The 15,803-nt window shown below is 58.4% G+C and carries 19 protein-coding genes and 1 pseudogene; 6 read left to right on the top strand and 14 right to left on the bottom strand.

All coding sequences use genetic code 11. The annotated features are described in order from the left end of the window. Window positions 1-94: 94 nt before the first annotated feature. Window positions 95-2,182, bottom strand: coding sequence for a TonB-dependent siderophore receptor (locus ABB27_RS01040; RefSeq protein ID WP_244479098.1), 2,088 nt, complete (start codon window positions 2,180-2,182; stop codon window positions 95-97). A gap of 869 nt (window positions 2,183-3,051) precedes the next feature. Between ABB27_RS01040 and ABB27_RS20255 the strand changes: the two are divergent. After that, a pseudogene (locus tag ABB27_RS20255) lies at window positions 3,052-3,204 on the top strand (DUF3653 domain-containing protein); the annotation flags it as partial. A gap of 174 nt (window positions 3,205-3,378) precedes the next feature. On the opposite strand, the gene ABB27_RS01035 reads toward ABB27_RS20255, so the two are convergent. The 9 genes from ABB27_RS01035 to ABB27_RS19870 form a co-directional block, all read right to left on the bottom strand. Continuing rightward, complete coding sequence (locus ABB27_RS01035; protein WP_057626365.1) at window positions 3,379-4,080, bottom strand: TraX family protein; 702 nt, start codon at window positions 4,078-4,080, stop codon at window positions 3,379-3,381. Beyond that, window positions 4,077-5,264, bottom strand: coding sequence for a zonular occludens toxin domain-containing protein (locus ABB27_RS01030; RefSeq protein WP_057626364.1), 1,188 nt, complete (start codon window positions 5,262-5,264; stop codon window positions 4,077-4,079). Before ABB27_RS01030 ends, ABB27_RS01035 begins: the two co-directional genes overlap by 4 nt. Next, window positions 5,261-5,587 carry a DUF2523 family protein gene (locus ABB27_RS01025; protein ID WP_057626363.1) on the bottom strand — a complete coding sequence of 109 codons (327 nt, stop codon included), beginning with the start codon at window positions 5,585-5,587 and terminating at the stop codon, window positions 5,261-5,263. The genes ABB27_RS01030 and ABB27_RS01025 overlap by 4 nt, the downstream gene beginning before the upstream one ends. Then, complete coding sequence (locus tag ABB27_RS19525) at window positions 5,587-6,576, bottom strand: virulence factor TspB C-terminal domain-related protein (RefSeq protein ID WP_152984371.1); 990 nt, start codon at window positions 6,574-6,576, stop codon at window positions 5,587-5,589. The genes ABB27_RS01025 and ABB27_RS19525 overlap by 1 nt, the downstream gene beginning before the upstream one ends. Window positions 6,577-7,197: 621 nt before the next feature. Beyond that, window positions 7,198-7,434 (bottom strand): hypothetical protein, encoded by a 237-nt coding sequence (locus tag ABB27_RS01015; protein WP_057626361.1) that lies wholly within the window; start codon window positions 7,432-7,434, stop codon window positions 7,198-7,200. 241 nt (window positions 7,435-7,675) lie between these two features. Then, a complete protein-coding gene (locus ABB27_RS01005) occupies window positions 7,676-7,969 on the bottom strand; it encodes a hypothetical protein (RefSeq protein WP_057626359.1) in 294 nt (97 codons plus the stop codon). Window positions 7,970-8,143: 174 nt separating this feature from the next. After that, entirely contained in the window at window positions 8,144-8,770 is a 627-nt protein-coding gene (locus ABB27_RS01000) for a rolling circle replication-associated protein (RefSeq protein ID WP_083491079.1), read from the bottom strand. Then, window positions 8,760-8,885: a hypothetical protein gene (locus ABB27_RS20410; RefSeq protein ID WP_275452859.1), complete on the bottom strand. Its 126-nt coding sequence runs from the start codon at window positions 8,883-8,885 to the stop codon at window positions 8,760-8,762. The genes ABB27_RS01000 and ABB27_RS20410 overlap by 11 nt, the downstream gene beginning before the upstream one ends. A 413-nt stretch (window positions 8,886-9,298) precedes the next feature. Then, complete coding sequence (locus ABB27_RS19870) at window positions 9,299-9,466, bottom strand: hypothetical protein (RefSeq protein WP_161809589.1); 168 nt, start codon at window positions 9,464-9,466, stop codon at window positions 9,299-9,301. 140 nt (window positions 9,467-9,606) lie between these two features. Between ABB27_RS19870 and ABB27_RS20250 the strand changes: the two genes are divergently transcribed. Then, on the top strand, window positions 9,607-10,227 hold the full coding sequence (locus ABB27_RS20250) for a DUF3693 domain-containing protein (protein WP_057626358.1): 621 nt from the start codon (window positions 9,607-9,609) through the stop codon (window positions 10,225-10,227). Here ABB27_RS20250 and ABB27_RS00990 read toward each other — a convergent pair. Next, window positions 10,202-10,507 carry an alpha/beta hydrolase gene (locus ABB27_RS00990; protein ID WP_057626357.1) on the bottom strand — a complete coding sequence of 102 codons (306 nt, stop codon included), beginning with the start codon at window positions 10,505-10,507 and terminating at the stop codon, window positions 10,202-10,204. The genes ABB27_RS20250 and ABB27_RS00990 overlap by 26 nt on opposite strands. Window positions 10,508-10,628: 121 nt before the next feature. Between ABB27_RS00990 and ABB27_RS00985 the strand changes: the two genes are divergently transcribed. Then, a complete protein-coding gene (locus ABB27_RS00985; RefSeq protein ID WP_057626356.1) occupies window positions 10,629-11,621 on the top strand; it encodes a LysR family transcriptional regulator in 993 nt (330 codons plus the stop codon). Between the two features lie 118 nt (window positions 11,622-11,739). On the opposite strand, the gene arsN2 is transcribed toward ABB27_RS00985, so the two are convergent. From arsN2 to arsH, 3 genes are read right to left on the bottom strand one after another with little or no spacing between them, the layout of a single operon-like run. After that, window positions 11,740-12,168, bottom strand: coding sequence for an arsenic resistance N-acetyltransferase ArsN2 (gene arsN2, locus ABB27_RS00980; protein WP_057626355.1), 429 nt, complete (start codon window positions 12,166-12,168; stop codon window positions 11,740-11,742). 36 nt (window positions 12,169-12,204) lie between these two features. Beyond that, complete coding sequence (arsC, locus tag ABB27_RS00975; RefSeq protein WP_057626354.1) at window positions 12,205-12,627, bottom strand: arsenate reductase (glutaredoxin); 423 nt, start codon at window positions 12,625-12,627, stop codon at window positions 12,205-12,207. Then, window positions 12,624-13,364 (bottom strand): arsenical resistance protein ArsH, encoded by a 741-nt coding sequence (gene arsH / locus ABB27_RS00970; protein WP_057626353.1) that lies wholly within the window; start codon window positions 13,362-13,364, stop codon window positions 12,624-12,626. Before arsH ends, arsC begins: the two co-directional genes overlap by 4 nt. Before the next feature lie 38 nt (window positions 13,365-13,402). On the opposite strand from arsH, the gene ABB27_RS00965 reads away from it, so the two are divergent. The 3 genes from ABB27_RS00965 to ABB27_RS19515 all read left to right on the top strand — a co-directional run bounded on the left by ABB27_RS00965 (window position 13,403) and on the right by ABB27_RS19515 (window position 15,501). Continuing rightward, window positions 13,403-13,717 (top strand): ArsR/SmtB family transcription factor, encoded by a 315-nt coding sequence (locus ABB27_RS00965; protein WP_057626352.1) that lies wholly within the window; start codon window positions 13,403-13,405, stop codon window positions 13,715-13,717. Beyond that, window positions 13,717-14,769 carry an ACR3 family arsenite efflux transporter gene (arsB, locus tag ABB27_RS00960; RefSeq protein WP_057626351.1) on the top strand — a complete coding sequence of 351 codons (1,053 nt, stop codon included), beginning with the start codon at window positions 13,717-13,719 and terminating at the stop codon, window positions 14,767-14,769. The genes ABB27_RS00965 and arsB overlap by 1 nt, the downstream gene beginning before the upstream one ends. A 360-nt stretch (window positions 14,770-15,129) precedes the next feature. Then, complete coding sequence (locus ABB27_RS19515) at window positions 15,130-15,501, top strand: hypothetical protein (protein ID WP_152984370.1); 372 nt, start codon at window positions 15,130-15,132, stop codon at window positions 15,499-15,501. The last annotated feature ends 302 nt before the right edge of the window (window positions 15,502-15,803 follow it).

Below are 15,803 nucleotides of genomic sequence, written 5' to 3'. Positions count from 1 at the left end.
GCCGACATCTCGGATCAGGCGCCACAGGCGGCAACCCGCGTCTGTCGGCAGACATCAGCGGATGCCTGGACCGCCGCAGGCATTGAACCTTGGCTTACCAGTCAATGCGCAGATCCAACGACGCGTTCCGTGCCTCGCCGAGCATGTCCAGGTTCCAATATTTACGATTGAACACGTTGTTGAGATTGCCCGTCAGCGTGGCATCGCGCCCCGCGAGCCTGGCGCGGTACTGGAAGCCGAGGTCGGTGACTGTGCGCCCTGGGATCAGGATGCGATTGGCATCTTCGTAGTACTGCTCTCCGGAATAGCGGACCGTGCCATGCAGACTGAAGCCCGTCAGCGGGGCAGGGCGGTACTCGAAGTTGCCGACGTAGCTTCGCGGCGCAGAACCTGCCGGGCGATTGCCGCGCAGCGCGGCGTTCTCCGGCGAGAGATCCTCAAGACTGGCATCCAGCCACAGGCCACCCATGCCAATATCCAGATTCTCTGTTAGGCCATAGCTGGCAATTGCTTCAAAACCGCGATACAGGGTGAGGCCGTCCTGCATCAGATAACGTTGGCCGTCACGCCATTGGTCGATCTGCGCGCCACGTTCGACGCGGAATGCAGCTGTGGTGAAGCCGAGCTTGCCGCTCTGGTACTTGGCGCCTATTTCGTATTGTTTGCTGATGGTGGCGTCCAGCACCTGACCGGCATTGGCGTAGGGTGGCTCACTGTCAACGCCCACGCGCCCTGCGGATTCCAGCGACTCCACGTAGCTGCCGTAGATCGATACCGCCTCCACTGGCTTGTAGATCAGCGCAAGTGTTGGGGTAAGTGCCGAGGTTGCGTAGCGTGAATCCACCGTCGGTTCGCCGTCCTTGTCGCGCTGTTCGTAGTCCACGTAGCGCGCGCCGAGTACCGCCTGCCATTTTTCACCGAAGTGCAGCGTGTCGCTGGCGAACACCGACTTCTGCCGCTCATCCGAACTCACTGCTGCAAAACTGAAGTCCGGAACGTGGTGGGAGATGAAATCCTGACGCCGGTAAAGATTGCCGGAGAAGTCATTGCTCCAATACCAATCGTTGCCCCATCGGTCCCAACTGCGCTGCATCGCGGCGCCAAACACCAGCTCATGACGGACCGTACCGGTTTCGACGCTAACGTTGACCAGGACCTGGGCGACGCTGCTGCGCAGATCGGCAGCAAAGTTGTAAACGCTGCCCTCGTAATCACCTGCTTCATTGAGCAGATTGCCGAACATCTTGTTCGAGTAGTGTTCGCGTCGGCTGCCACCAACGGTGAAGTCCACGTTCCAATCCTCACTCACACGCCATTGCAGGCCAGTGGTGGCGTTGGTGGTCTTTGCACGATAGTAGGAGTTGCGTACGCGAACATTCTCGTAATCGTAGGTGGGGCGTGGCAGGCGATCACCCGCGTAGCTGTCCCAGTAGAAGTACATCGGTTCGTGCTTCAGCTTGTTGTCCTCGCGTAGCACTTCGGCATGCCAAACCAGCGCGTCGCCGATCGGTTGCTCAACGGCTATCGCCAATACCTCGCGATCCAACCCGGCGCCGTTATAGGCATCACCACCATCCTTGCCCAGATTGACGCGTACGCCTAATGAATCCGGCCCATTGAAACGGGTACTGGCGTCCACGCGGGCGGACCAGGCGCTGTCATTGCGCCAGCCCAGCGTGGTGGAGAACATCGGGCTGGTGGTAGGCTGTTTGGTCCGGTAGCTGATGATGCCGCCAGGCGAACCAAAGCCGTACATGAAGCCACCGAGGCCCTTCAGTGCCTGCACCGATTCGACCGCTTCAAGCGGATACTCGCCGCCCCATTCCATCATCATCGGCACCCCATCCACATAGTGGTTGGTCACGCCGATACCGCGGATCTGCGTGCCCCACCAAGCGGTGGTGGCTGAAGGCTCTGCTGCATACACAGACGGATCATTGATGAAGACATCGCCCAACGTGGTTGCGGCGCGTTTTTCAATGTCTTCCTGTTCCACCACGGTTACCGAGAACGGCGTATCCAGGAGCCGCTTGGTGCCCAAGGCCCCCGCACTTGCATCGAGGTTGAGGTTCAACCCCAGGCGCTCGCCTTTGACCTGAATCGCGTCGAGTTCGGTTGCCTGCTTGGCAGTTTGGCCGGAGACGGCGCTCTCTGTGGACTGCGCCTGTGCGTTCAGGCACACAGCGCTAAGAAAGACGTACAGGGCAGAACGGCGCGGAAAACGCACGCGTAGGAGACGAGGCAGCAAGAAGGTGGCCTTGGCGAGAAACGCAGAATGGGGCAGGGCGGCGGCAGCCTGCCAGCAGAAGCACGGCAGCGATCCTATTGCGAACGCGTCTCAATAGCAATATTCCGCTGGAGGTGCGAGGTATCTTCCATAGAGACGCAGTGGGTGTTCGATTTGGAGGTTTTGGGTTGTTGATGCAGCTACCTGGTTCTAGCCGCACTGGGAGGCCTGGGTCGCCGCTTGCCATAAAAGTGACGAGTCACTAAATTAACGGCCGTCCATTTTGTCGATTTCCCGCAGCGCACGATCATCGGACCATTCACTGCATCTTCGAAGGCGTGACCCGGGCGCCTCAATCCGATTTCGATTCCGATTTCGGTGACCTGCAGCATCCGGGTTGCTGGAATATCAAGTAAGGCAGCCATGAACGGGCTGTGGCTTCATGTACGCCTTCGGGCTGTCAGTGCCGTGAGTCGTATCGGGCCGCCAACGAAATGCTTAGCTCTGGACTGACGAGATCTGAGGAGGAAGCCTGGTCCAAGTACGCCAGATCTGTCCAGAATCTGGCTCCAATCAATGCTGCTGCTGCGCACCGGGAATCCAAGACGGCTATTGCCCAAGCTAGCGCAGCAAGTAGTGAGCACACTAGATCACCAGGCAGAGCTACTGATAGGGATGAAGTTCTAGGCTCTACGGCAAGACGGTGCGCCTTTTTACATAATATACATTATGCGAAATAGAGTCATGTCCAGGCTGAGCTGGGTCTGGCTCTGGATCAGCTCTTGCCTGCCCCAGCGGAAACCCCGCAAGGATGAAGTACAGGCATGAAGCTTGACGGATACGACCGGCTTGAATTGACCGGGCAATGGGAAGGATTCGGATTCCAGGGCGGCCACTTCTGGACGCCCGAAGGCCACAGCATCTGTCCGGAAGATCTGCGGTGGCTCTCCCTGACCTGCAATATCGCCCGGGAATGGCGGTCGATGATGGCAGCTGGTCGACCAGGTGTTAGTCGATCGGTACTTTTTGAAAAGCCTTGCGGCACAAGCGATTCCAAGGTGATTTTCCTGCAGGACGTGCTCCGGCGCCGAAATGAAGAGCGGTCAGCAGGTAAAGACCTGGTCAACGCAGGGGCATCGCCCCTGCACCCCTCAGGCGACCACCACGGCGATGAGTGCCAGCAGCGCAAGGTGACCAACGTAGTAGCCGTAGAAGCCCCAGCGCGAGCGCCTGACGCCGTTCCAGAACCCAAGCTCCCGGGTAAACACATCAACGAAGCCGATAACCGGCAGAGCCAGCAGAGCCCAGCCACTCCCGTTGAAATAACACAGCCAGCCCAGGGCGAGCCAGATCCAGATAGGCACCATGGCGTAAAGACGTTCCCTACGCCAATCCCAAGAACCCAGCAGCCAGAACGCTCGGCCGTGCCGTCGGAAGAACAGCCACGCAGACAGCACCAGGGCGATGCCAGACCACTGGTAGTCCACCAGCATCGGCATTGGGCCACAAAGCACCACCAGCAGCCCCCAGCGGCGATTCTGGACCGCCCAGCAGCACGCTACAGCCAGCGCGAACGAGAACAGGACGTTGACCGGCAGCATGGTGTCGAACGTCCAGGCATAGACCGGTTGAGCGACCAGGCCCCAGATGGAAAGACGCCGAAACGATTTCGCATAATCGGCACGCGGCTGGGCCAAGTTGTAGGCCATTACCAACGCGAACAACGGGAACGCGATGCGGCCGAGTTCAGAGACGACCGGAACGTAACCGCCCGCCAACACTTTTACCGCGTGGTCTCCTGTCATCAGTACAAGGGCGAGCCATTTTAGGATTTCACGTGCCGAGCTGGTCATAGCTGGAAGTCCGTTGAAGGCACCGTTGTGGGTGTGTTGTACGACTGCACCTCGGGAAACGTGCCCTGCGAGCGCTGACCACGATTGATAACGACGCTCCCCTGCCCTCGTTCGGCAATAGATTCCTTATTGCGCTCAATCTGCGTAGGCCCATCGACGAACCGGTCGTTTCGCTCATCGCGATAAGGCTCGTATTGCCCACGTCGTGCGACAAAGCGACAGGTAGGTTCATCAACTACGTAATTGGTGCCCTGCTCTGTCAAGCAGGTGCACGAAGGCTCGGCGTTCTTGCCCTGGGCATTAGTGCCACCCATAGAAGACATGCAGAACAGCCGCGGCGCTTCACTCGGCAAAGAGAGACTGTCGTCGTAGGCAGGTGCGCTCCATGGTTCAGATGGAATGCGTGGAATGAAGCGCTTCGCATACTCGGCTGCTGTCATCGGAGAGCCCGCCGCAACACCGCCTCCCGCCGTCGCATTCGCTCCGTCGCGCGGCGTTGTCGCCGTGCCCACTTGATTGGCAGGCGGTAACGTTTGCTCGTCGCCACCAAGCCGCTTTCCCATTGAACCGAACGTGTAGTACATCATGAACAAACCAAGGGCAATGCCGATAGGAAACGCGATGTAGTACCAAGGAATTCTGCGCTCAGTCGTGTCGAGCTCAGTTGATTTATAGGTGCCCATAGGTCGCTTGGGCAACTTCTTGCGCCTGTTGACAAGCGGTATGGCCTTCTCGGCCTGCGCTTCAAACTTGTCGAACTCACGGAGCTGCACGAACTGCGTACCGAAGCGACGGCGCACGTGGATGTGGCGTTCAATCAGATCGTGTACGAACTGATCGCATTGCTTGTCAGGTGACTGGCTGACAAAGATGAAATCCAAACCACGGTGACGGTGCTTCGCCAATTGCTCAACGTGATTGGGGACCTTTGAGCCTGACGGGCGCTTCGGAAGCATGCCATGCTCATACGCTTCGTCCACCAGAGCAACAGCACCATCAGGCAAAAAATTCGGCCAGTCTCTGAACTGCTCGGGCGTCATTTCCAACACGCCGGTTTTCGCGTAGTCGAATTCGCGGATATTGCACGCGTAAACCATTCGGCCTTGATCCTTGAACTCAAGAAGCCGTTCGATTGCGTGTAGCGTCTTGCCGTGTCCAGGCTGACCCGTGAACCAGTAAATCATGACCCACCCCCGGCAAGCTGATCAGCAACCGATTTGGGGACTATGAAGACCTTCCAAGCGAGTCGTACGGTAAGCGCTGAAAGAATCATCGACATCACAGTTCCTACCTGCAAATAGCCAAGCACCTGTAAAGCGGGGCCGTCCAATCCATTGACCTGAGTCAAAACAAATGACTTCAAGTTCGGCAAGACAGCATTAAAAGTAACGGTCGTTAAGCCGAACGTTGCAAGCACCTTCCCAACAATTCCAGAGGCGGCCTCTTTCAGCTTGCCAAGAAGATGGGTGATGCCGCTTACGATCCAACCCCAAACCATGCCGCTCATTAGAACCCCCATCCCATCAGGATTTTTAATGCAGTGAACGCACCGAACAGAAGTATCAGTGCACGAAGAATTGACATCGCTTTGCACCAGTACGGGAAATCAGCACCGCTGATCGTTACGCCCATAAGCTGGAACGTAGGGGGCTGCGGACAGGAGCCACCGCCGAAAATGTTGTCCTGGTCGAGCATGTTTGTAGAGACGCCGAGGCCGAACTTCTTTGCACCTTCAACGTCACCGGTGCCGTCACCCGGTCCAGTCACCTCACCAGTGCCTTCCAGAACGTCAGGAACGCCGTTTCCGTTTGCATCAGATGAGTCACCAGCACCCTCACCCGTACCGTCCTTAGCGAGCTTCTCCAGCGCACAGGCTGACTTCCATTGCTGCAACAACGACGCATACTCCATTGCGTCGCATTTATCGCCTGTGCAAATCGGAACCGCTGTGCACGTGCCACCGGTAACATTACGGTTCTTTCGGGTATTGCAATCAATGCGCCATTGCACCTTGACCTGCATGCACTGAATGGCATTGCCGCTACAGCTCGGGGGCGCGTCACAGCTGTCACCACCTGACGCAGAATCTTTGTTGGGATCTTGCTCGCCGTCTTCTTCGTCGGGCTTTCCATCTCCGTTGCTATCCTTCTTGCAAGTACCGTCCTTGCCCTTAGCTTCACCTGCGGAACATTGACCATCACCGGGTAAGCACTTGCCAGCAGCAGATTTAACATTGCCTGCCGGGCACTCGCTTTTTTCAGGGCTGCAATACAAAGAACCCTGCTGGATAGCACCCGGAGTAGTACCAGGCGTGGCAACCATTCCTTCAGGGCACTCGCCATCAGGGACACACTGCCCGTCCTTCTTCTTCTGGCCTTCCGGGCAGGGTTTGTCTACCGGCTCGCAGACGCCCATATAGCCGTTCCAATAGCTACCACTCGGGCAGTTCTTTTTCAGATCCTCGTCTGAACAAACACCACCGGTTGCCGAGACCACACTAGTCTCATCAGCATTCTGAGCGTATTTGACAACGCAACCTCGGTTGCACCCTGTAGACCCGCTGACAGGCAAGAAAGAAGTTGTCTGAGAAGGTCGCTTGTCACATGTCAGGGTGCTCAACCAATAGAACTTGTTTGGCGACAATGTGCCCGAAAGATTTCCGAGCGTGCCGCCATCCGTCAAGAACGCCTCAAACGCGCCGTGACCACTAGCACCGGCAGCAGATGTAACCGTGCACGTTGAACCCGTCCAACGAGTGCCTGCGGACGTTGCATTTCGTTTAACCTCAGCAAGGCCCACTGCTGCTCCAGCCAAGCACATCGAAAATGCTGTGCCCTGGTCGCAACCGTCCCCAGCTCGGCACCCAGTAGGACCCTGCACAACTGCGTGTGCGGAACTCATAGCAATGAGCGACATGGCGATGTATGCGAGCACGGACGCTGAAAGGCTCGACAGTAGCTTGCGAAGAGTTGCGTTATTCAGAAGCATCACACGCCCTCAAATGCCAGCCAACACGCGCCGCATATGGCAACGATAATGAAGTAACCCATAACCCCTCCTTCAATAAAAAAGGGGCGACCATGACAGTGCGCCCCTCCCGATCCCCTGCCCCGCCCCTTAGCGGGCGCGCTTGATATAACCCCACAGGATGATCACACCGAGGATCACCGCAATGGCTGCGATAACCAGGTTGACATCGGCCTTACCACCGGCCATTTCACCGGCGATAGCTGCACCCGGGGAACCACCACCGCTTGCGAGAGCGGCACCGGAAGCCATCAGGGCAGTTGCACCGGCACTGACCTTGCCCGGAATCGAAGCGCCGAAACGACGCAGCTTGTTCATGTACTTCATATGCAACACCTCTCTTTCAATAGACCCCTAGACGCGCTGCACGGAACACCAGACGCGCTTTCAAGCCCATGGCCCACACACTGACAATCGCGAAGGCCACAATGCTTCCATCAGCCAGACTCAGGGGCGGCAAAACTGGCTGGTGGTACGGAACCCAAACCGGAACCGTGCACGTGCCGTCCTGCTGCACATTCGCAGCAGCGCAACCGACGACGTACAGGGCTTCCGGCTCGGCCATTCGTTACGCAGCCTTGGATTGCTGCTGCTGCGGCTTGGCCGGATCGACCAGGGTCATACGACGCGCCAGTTCGATACCGAAGCGACCCGGCACCAAATCCTTCACCACATCCCATTCCTTCACCGCGCCCACCGGATAACCCTTGTCCGGGCCATCCACCTCTACCTCGATCTGGATGCGCATTTCCTCGGTTTCCAACGTCGCCTGCTGGTTGTAAATCGACTTCGGCATGCCCTTGCTGGTGGTGACAGTGCGGCTCTGGACTTCGCTCTTGATCGTGATCTTCGGTGCGTTCATTTCGTTTCTCTCTGGTTGGTTGAAAAGCGTTCTTTAAAAGCTGCTGCGGCAAAATTCGGGCGGTACTGTGGGGTCAAGCCAGAGCCCCCCTACCCCCCACACGCGTGAGGTTCAGAGGCCGCTTGAATCCCCATAGCGCGTTGGATTTCCAACCGTCCGCCCGGTCATCCGGTGTTACTTGGTCGGCTGGATGAGGCCGTGTTGCTCTGGTCGGGCGGTGTAGTCGATTCGCGGGGGCTGCCATGCCCCAAAGTTCTTGCTGAAATCGACCGTGCCGCCCTTTGAAACGTATTTGCTCAAGTAACCGCTGATGTCGTGCTGGCTACGCGGTATCTCCAAGCGTGCTATGCCAAATTCCTGGTACCAAAACTCTTTCCACCGATGTCGGCTCATCCGTCTGGAAAGATCGTCATCTGGCGCGGCAACAATCGCGTGGAAGTGGATACGGCCGTCGCGGTGAAACTCTTGACCGCGCGCCCACTGAATTCCGCGATGCCAGTGCCTGCCCCATGACTTGCCGTAGAGCTCCGTGTTGATGCAACTGACGAAGAATCGGAACGCTTTATCAGCCTTCTCTTCGTGGACACCGCCGTTACGGCCGGTTTCGCTTCTGCGGAACGTGAGCGTCCAGAACTGATGCCATGGAATGCGCCCGAGGAACTCTGCATAGGCTTGCGCTTGCTGATCAACGAGCCGCACTGGATGCAGCAGGTCAGGTACGCATCCGATGCCGAGAGGCTCTGGAAGCTCCCCCCGCACTGATAGCAAGGGCTGTTCGGGAAGTGACTGTTCATGGCTCATCGACCTGCCCCGAGCCGATCCACCTGATTCGTTCCTCAATCAGTCGGTCGTACTCGCGGCGTTCTTCTTCGGTCGTGGCTTTCTTCTTCGCATCGATCAGCTCAAACAGCTTCATTGCAAGCCACCTTTCAGCGCGGTACGCGCTGCGCGGCATTCGTCCACTTGCTCCTGCGCCACACGCTTGATGCTGAGCCACAACTGACGCTGCTTAGGTGTGATTCGCAGCGGGAATAGGTCTGCACCTGGTGCGGCGGCGGCTAGAACTGCGCTCGCTTGTTTCAGCGCGATATGTGCGCCGCGCTCGGTGTCTGATGTGCGGCTCATAGGATGCACCGCTTACCGAATCTCGCTTCGTACACCCGGCATGCGTTCTCGTTGCCTTGGATGCAGAGCGTCTGAATCTTCTGTTCTTCGGTGGGCTCAGCAAGAAGCTTTAGGAAATCGTCGGTTACATTGGGAGGAAGCAGAAATAAAAACGCAGAGCCAACGATTACCGCAAAACACCCGCCAAGTAGCGCCAAGGAGGAATCAGACACGGCGCACCTCCGCTGCTGCACAAGCGGCGAATTTCTTTTCGCGGAAGGAACGATTGCGGGAAGCTCCCCGCATCTTGAGAACGGCACTTGAGATGCCGACTAAACCGAATGCCAGGGCCATTGCGGCACCTAGCAAGACCAGCTGAATGATTGTTGGCATTGCCAAACTCCCCTGCCCTAGCGCCCTAGAACCCGCTCACCCCGCCTAGGGCGGCGGGGGGCGGGGGCATGTCAAGACTCTGTTGACGTGCGGGGCGGAATGTATGCTGGGTGCTGACATGGTGTCAATAGGGTAAAGACATGAGCCAGAGCTACGATCTTTTCTGCCGCTGGAAACACGTACAAAAGATCCAAAGTGACAACGCCGGTGCCATTGCCCTGGGCGTTACGCGGGCTGCTGTTTCCAGCTGGAAACAAGGCAAAAATGCTGAAATCCAGTACATCGAGAAGATGGCGCTGGACATAGGCGACAGTCCGGAATCGTGGTCAGCGCTGGTGATGGCCGAACGCAGCAATTCAGAGGACGAGAAGGCTGCTTGGACGCGAATTGCGCGAAAGCTTGGCGCAGTTGCGATGGCCTTGGTGGTATCGGTTGGGCTCGCCTCCCCTGCCCCCGTGCAGGCATCGGAAAGCGGTCATAACGAGCACGGTTTATACATTATGCGAAATGGCGTAGGCGTCCCCGGAAGAGCCATCGCGGCCCCTATCTGCAGGCTGCATAGCCACCGCACGGCCCGGCTCACGAAACGGATTGTAAGCTGGACCATACCGTGCAATCCGCTGACACCGGGCCAGATCCAACCGATAGCGCGTGCCTTGTTCGGTCAGGCATGTGCAGCTTGCGTCCCGACCCTCGCCAGACGCCATGCAATACAGCTCCGGCTCAGCGCGCACCTCACGACCATCCAACGCCGGCATTGACCGCACTCACATCTTCGGTACTGACATACGGATTCTCCAGCTGACGAGGCTCGCCGGTGCTGGCACCCTGGTAGGAACGATCAAACGCGATCGTGACCAGGCTCGTTTCGGCCAGCTTCTTCGCATACAGGCCTGCCGTCTGTTCCTTTACGCCGCCACCCGGGTGGGACACCACAACTGCGGGGTACTTGCGGGATTCGTCGAACCCGTCGGGGAAGTACAGGGTGGCGGCCATGGTGACGCCCTGGCCGTTGAGATTCTTGAACGTGACGTTGCGCATGTGCGTGCTCCGCTATAGGTATGAGGTGGCCGGCGCTTGCGCCGACGAAGCCCATCCTATTGACCGCATTGGGCCTGATAAATAGTCTTCCGGATACATGAGCCGTAAGTTGAGCTAAACAATGCCCATCGAACCCTCTCTCGTCAGCTCCCTGACCTGGTTCGCCCACATCGCTCGGCACCGCAGCTTTACCAAGGCTGCCACCGAGATGGAGATCACCCGGGCCGCCCTCTCCCAGCACCTGAAAGCACTGGAAGAACGGCTGGAAGTCAGGCTGCTGCACCGCACCACGCGCAACATGTCGCTCACCGAGGAGGGGCAGCAGCTGCTGGACGTGCTGCTGCCGGCACTGACCGCGATCGAACGGGCGGTGGAAGAGTTGGGTGAAGTCCATGCGGAACCCTCCGGTGTGATCCGGATGAATTCTTCGCGGATCGCTTCACGCCTGCTGCTGGAACCGCACATGGGCGAGTTCCTGAAGCGCTACCCCAAGCTGCGGCTCGAACTGATCATGGATGACGGCTTCTCCAACCTGGTAGCCAACGGCCTCGACGCCGGTATTCGGCTGGGTGAGAGCCTGGAAGAGCACATGGTTGCGGTTCCCATCACGCCTCCTTTGGAGATGGCGATTGTCGGCTCTCCTGCCTACTTCCAGCAGCACGGTGTACCAGAGAGTCCTTCAGACCTGATCAGGCACAACTGCCTGGCTTACCGGTTCACGTCCAGCGGCACGATCGACCATTGGACGTTCGCGTCGCCCGATGGTCAGGAACGAAAGCTGGTGTTCGAGCCACATGGCAACGCTGTGTTCAACGACGATGACAGCATGCTGCGGGCCGCGCTGCAGGGCGTGGGATTGATTCGTCACATCGACCTGTGCGTCCGCGAGCACCTTGAGAGCGGTGCGCTTGTGCGCGTCCTGGCCCCGTGGTGCCGCCCCTTCCCGGGCTTCTTCCTTTACGTGCCGTCACGCGCGCAGATGCCAGCGAAGATCCGCGCGATGATGGACTTCCTGGTAGAGCGGCGCGAGCATTTGGCCTTATCCCAATCCCGGCATGTCGCCGCCGAGGATCGTCGCGTGAGGAAAAGGCACGGCAGCCGCCGCAAGCCATAACGGGCGACTGAGGAATGCCCGGCTTCGATCAGAAGGTAACACTCCCTACCCTCCCCCGATACAGATTCCTTCCGCTCCTCGCTCAATGTCCGCTCTCGGCCACAAGGAGACATTGACGCTATAAATGCTTCATCATGAATTCCGCAGTTCCAGGACATAAGCCAGCGAACTGCTGAGACTTGCGGATTGATTCCGGCGCTGCCGCCCGGGGCAGACATCTGTAGCCGCAGCGCTCGAACAAGGCAGCTGCCGTGGTCGTCATTAGAAACAGTTCGGTTATGCCGGCATTGATTGCTAGCTGTTCTGCATGGCGCACCAGCACCGAGCCGTAGCCGAGTCCTCGATGACACTGCGCGACCGCCAAGGAACGTAGCAAGCCTGCCGGTGGGTGCAGCTCTACACCCACTACACCGATGAGTTCATCTTCTTCGTAGAGACCACCGAAAACCCTATGCACACTGTCCTCAAGGTCGCTTACAGGCAGCGCGGCGTCCTTCAGCAAGGACAAGACAGCAACGTTCACGGAAATTGTCTTGAAAGTTTTCATCGTCTGCTCCGCAGCGGCTGCGCCTATCAGTGAAGATCAAAATGCGGGTCTGTTCCCGTTCGCATCGATGACCACCTCGCCGTCTTCCTTTACGAAGGGAGTGGCTACCGCCGGAAGGATTGCAAGGACGGCCTCTGACGGGCGAGCAAGCCGCACACCCAGGTCAGTTTCCACGAACGGTCTGTTGATCAGGACGGGATGCGCCAGCATGGCATCGATCAACTGATCGTCGGTAAGTTCCGCATCGTCCAGGCCGAGGTCCGCGTAGGGCGTTCCTTTCTGGCGGATTGCTTCTCTCACGGTCAATCCAGCCTTGCTGATGAGCTCAGCCAATCGCGCTTTGGATGGCGTGTCGGTCAAATAGTCGACAATCACCGGCTCGATGCCCGCATGCCTGATCAGTGCCAGCACGTTCCTGGAGGTTCCGCAGCTGGGGTTGTGGTAGATGGTTGCCTTCATGCTCCGGCTCCTGCGGCCGTTTGGGGAGAATCGGCGCCAGAGGCCGCCGCAAGAACCGCCACCGCGGCATCACCCTTGCGCTCACTGTAGCGATCAACCAGATAGTCACTGCGATCTCTGACCAGCAGGGTGAACTTCACCAATTCCTCCATCACGTCGACGACCCGGTCGTAGTACGCCGATGGCTTCATCCGGCCCTGCTCATCAAACTCCTGCCAGGCCTTCGGTACCGACGACTGTTTGGGGATGGTGACCATGCGCATCCAACGCCCCAGCACGCGCAATGCGTTCACCACATTGAAGGATTGCGAACCCCCGCTGACCTGCATCACCGCCAGCGTGCGGCCTTGGGTGGGACGAATGCCAGCCTCCTCCAGCGGCAGCCAGTCGATCTGGTTTTTCAGCACAGCGGTCAATGTCCCGTGCCGTTCCGGGCTGATCCAGACCTGACCTTCGGACCACAGCGAGGCCTCGCGCAATTCGCGCACCTTGGGGTGATCGGCCGGCACCGCGTCCAGCATCGGCAGCTCATGCGGATCGAACAACCGGGTCTCGGCACCGAAGTGTTGCAGCAGGCGCTGTGCCTCCAGGGCCAGCTTGCGGCTATAGGACTGGGGACGGAGCGAGCCGTAAAGGATAAGGATGCGCGGCCGGTGGGTGCTCGGGCTGATGACGTCCAGAGCGGAGCGGGCGGGTTGCTGCAGGGAGCCGGCGTGGATATTAGGAAGGTCGAGCATGGGTTGTCCCTGGAAATCATTTCCATTATTCTAGTTTTATGGAACATAAGTCTGCAACACTAGCTCTGGCCGCGCTTGGTCATGGGACGCGGCTGTCGATCTACCGTCTATTGGTAGAGGCAGGTCGCGGTGGCAAGTTGGCCGGCGAGATCGCCCAGGCACTGACTCTCCCCGGCGCCACCCTATCCTTCCACTTGAAGGACCTGGCTGGCGCTGGCTTGGTCACTTCCGAGCAGCGTGGCCGCACCGTTTGCTATCGCGCCAACTTCGACGTGATGACCAGCCTGGTCGACTACCTGACCGAGAACTGCTGCGCGGGCGATCAAACCTGCGGCACACCGACACGCTGCTGATGAAGGACAAGGCAGAGGTGCCTGCCGAGCGCCTGTCATTCCTTGATCGCTTCCTGACGGTCTGGATCTTCCTGGCAATGACGGTCGGCGTGGGCCTCGGCGTCGCCTTCCCAGGCCTGCAGCACCGAATAGACGCACTGACCGTCGGCACCACCAATTTGCCAATCGCCATCGGCTTGATCCTGATGATGTTCCCGCCGCTCGCCAAAGTGGATTACGGGCAACTAGGCGTGGTGTTCAAGGACAGGCGTGTGCTGGCGTTATCCCTGGTCCAGAACTGGCTGATAGGCCCGGCGTTGATGTTTGTCTTGGCGGTGATCTTTTTGCGCGACCAACCGGGGTACATGACCGGGCTCATTCTGATCGGTCTAGCCCGCTGCATCGCGATGGTACTGGTCTGGAACCAGCTGGCAAAAGGTGACAATCAATACGTCGCCGGATTGGTCGCATTCAATTCACTGTTCCAGATCGCGTTGTTCAGCGTCTATGCCTGGTTCTTTCTCTCCTGGCTGCCGGCTGCGCTGGGGTTGCAGGGAGTCGTACTCAATGTTGGATTCTGGCCAGTTGCCGAGGCCGTCCTGATCTACCTGGGCATCCCGTTCGCTGCCGGGTATCTGGTGCGCCGGGCGTTGACCAGATCGAAGGGGCTTCATTGGTATGAGCAGACATTCCTGCCTGCCATCAGCCCGATAACCCTGGTCGCCCTGTTGTTTACGATCACGGTGATGTTCGCCATGAAGGGCGGCGATGTGGTCAAACTCCCATGGGACGTTTTGCGAATCGCTGTTCCGCTGGCGATCTACTTCCTGGTCCAGTTCGCCGTCAGCTTCTTCATGGGAAAACTGATAGCCAAAGACTATCCGCGCACTACTGCAATCGCTTTCACAGCTGCCGGCAACAACTTCGAGCTTGCGATCGCTGTGGCGGTAGCTGCGTTCGGCATCAGCTCGCCCGTCGCATTCGCCGCCGTCATTGGCCCTCTGATCGAAGTTCCGGTCCTGATCATCCTGGTGAACGTCGCGCTCCGGCTGAAGCAACGCTGTTTCGCGTAGAAATCCCTCAAAGAGATGCGCGTAATTTGAGCGCCCGCTTTCGGCCAGAAGCGGACATTCGCCCTACCCCCGATAAACATCCCTAATCCCCACTAAGCCTTATGGCATATGCCAGTCCTCCCGTGATCTGGATAGAGCACTGTTTCTTAGGAACGACCAAGACGACGTCTTGACCTGTTCTGGGCGCATGCCCCCCCGCATTAAGTGACGAAACACGTAAATCGTCAAAGTCGTTGCCGTAGACTCGGGCGAATGGCGGGAACGCCCCTTCGGAACCCGCGCAGGTCGAAGGCGCATCATCCGTAGGGGTTGGCCTCTACACCGCTTGGTATCGGCGCGGGATGAAACTCAGGGGGATTCATGGAACGGGAACGACCGGATTACCTGCCGCCTATAGAAAAGCCACGATGGAGTTTCCCTTGGCTAACTGCCATCGGAATCACAGTGCTGGTACTAGCCGTTTTTGGTGTGAAGCAGCACTTGGACACTCAGGCCGCGTGGAATAAGCGCTTCACGAAGGCCCCCGCCACGCAAGATGCCACACCAACGCGGGCACCGATTGACCTGAAAGCACAAGCGAGGCGCGACGCGGAAGTAGCGGAAGCAAGACTTCGGCGCGTAGTTGAAGATCGCGAGATCGAGAAAGAACGCGAAAGTTGGCGCTGCATAAATCACATACCCTTCCGCAAGATAGACGGCGGATGGGAAAACGTTGTGGGAGAGAGCTGCTGATTCAAAGCGTGCTGGTCGGTGGCGTGAAGCTGCAAATTGTCTTGGAGGGTAGACGGGAACTGACTGCACATCCGCTCGATGTCCTGGCGCGTAGCAGAGCCAGATCCGCCACGAGCAACAGGCTGTGCATCGATATGATTTGCCTGCTGCCCCCCCCTATCCGCCCCCGAACGTCAGTGCCTGGGTCGTTGTTGCGGCGTGTGAAGCCTTGTATTGCTCACCATCCCAGGCTACGTCCCAGCAAACCCCATCACGCAGCACAACACGCATGTTGTGCTGCGTTCTCATTGAGGCGGCCAGGG

Origin of the sequence: Stenotrophomonas terrae (assembly GCF_001431465.1) — a bacterium.
Taxonomy (GTDB): domain Bacteria; phylum Pseudomonadota; class Gammaproteobacteria; order Xanthomonadales; family Xanthomonadaceae; genus Stenotrophomonas; species Stenotrophomonas terrae.
This window is presented reverse-complemented; position numbering and strand designations above follow the sequence as displayed.

Bases quoted from the DNA above. Each gene is read 5' to 3' on its own strand.
- ABB27_RS00985 (WP_057626356.1), top strand. From the start codon at position 10,629: ATGCCCATCGAACCCTCTCTCGTCAGCTCCCTGACCTGGTTCGCCCAC.
- ABB27_RS19515 (WP_152984370.1), top strand. From the start codon at position 15,130: ATGGAACGGGAACGACCGGATTACCTGCCGCCTATAGAAAAGCCACGA.
- ABB27_RS01035 (WP_057626365.1), bottom strand. From the start codon at position 4,080: ATGACCAGCTCGGCACGTGAAATCCTAAAATGGCTCGCCCTTGTACTG.
- arsB (WP_057626351.1), top strand. From the start codon at position 13,717: ATGAAGGACAAGGCAGAGGTGCCTGCCGAGCGCCTGTCATTCCTTGAT.
- ABB27_RS01030 (WP_057626364.1), bottom strand. From the start codon at position 5,264: ATGATTTACTGGTTCACGGGTCAGCCTGGACACGGCAAGACGCTACAC.
- arsC (WP_057626354.1), bottom strand. From the start codon at position 12,627: ATGAAGGCAACCATCTACCACAACCCCAGCTGCGGAACCTCCAGGAAC.
- ABB27_RS20410 (WP_275452859.1), bottom strand. From the start codon at position 8,885: ATGAAGCTGTTTGAGCTGATCGATGCGAAGAAGAAAGCCACGACCGAA.
- arsN2 (WP_057626355.1), bottom strand. From the start codon at position 12,168: ATGAAAACTTTCAAGACAATTTCCGTGAACGTTGCTGTCTTGTCCTTG.
- ABB27_RS01005 (WP_057626359.1), bottom strand. From the start codon at position 7,969: ATGAACGCACCGAAGATCACGATCAAGAGCGAAGTCCAGAGCCGCACT.
- ABB27_RS00965 (WP_057626352.1), top strand. From the start codon at position 13,403: ATGGAACATAAGTCTGCAACACTAGCTCTGGCCGCGCTTGGTCATGGG.
- ABB27_RS20250 (WP_057626358.1), top strand. From the start codon at position 9,607: ATGAGCCAGAGCTACGATCTTTTCTGCCGCTGGAAACACGTACAAAAG.
- ABB27_RS00990 (WP_057626357.1), bottom strand. From the start codon at position 10,507: ATGCGCAACGTCACGTTCAAGAATCTCAACGGCCAGGGCGTCACCATG.
- ABB27_RS01015 (WP_057626361.1), bottom strand. From the start codon at position 7,434: ATGAAGTACATGAACAAGCTGCGTCGTTTCGGCGCTTCGATTCCGGGC.
- ABB27_RS19870 (WP_161809589.1), bottom strand. From the start codon at position 9,466: ATGCCAACAATCATTCAGCTGGTCTTGCTAGGTGCCGCAATGGCCCTG.
- arsH (WP_057626353.1), bottom strand. From the start codon at position 13,364: ATGCTCGACCTTCCTAATATCCACGCCGGCTCCCTGCAGCAACCCGCC.
- ABB27_RS01025 (WP_057626363.1), bottom strand. From the start codon at position 5,587: ATGAGCGGCATGGTTTGGGGTTGGATCGTAAGCGGCATCACCCATCTT.
- ABB27_RS01000 (WP_083491079.1), bottom strand. From the start codon at position 8,770: ATGAGCCATGAACAGTCACTTCCCGAACAGCCCTTGCTATCAGTGCGG.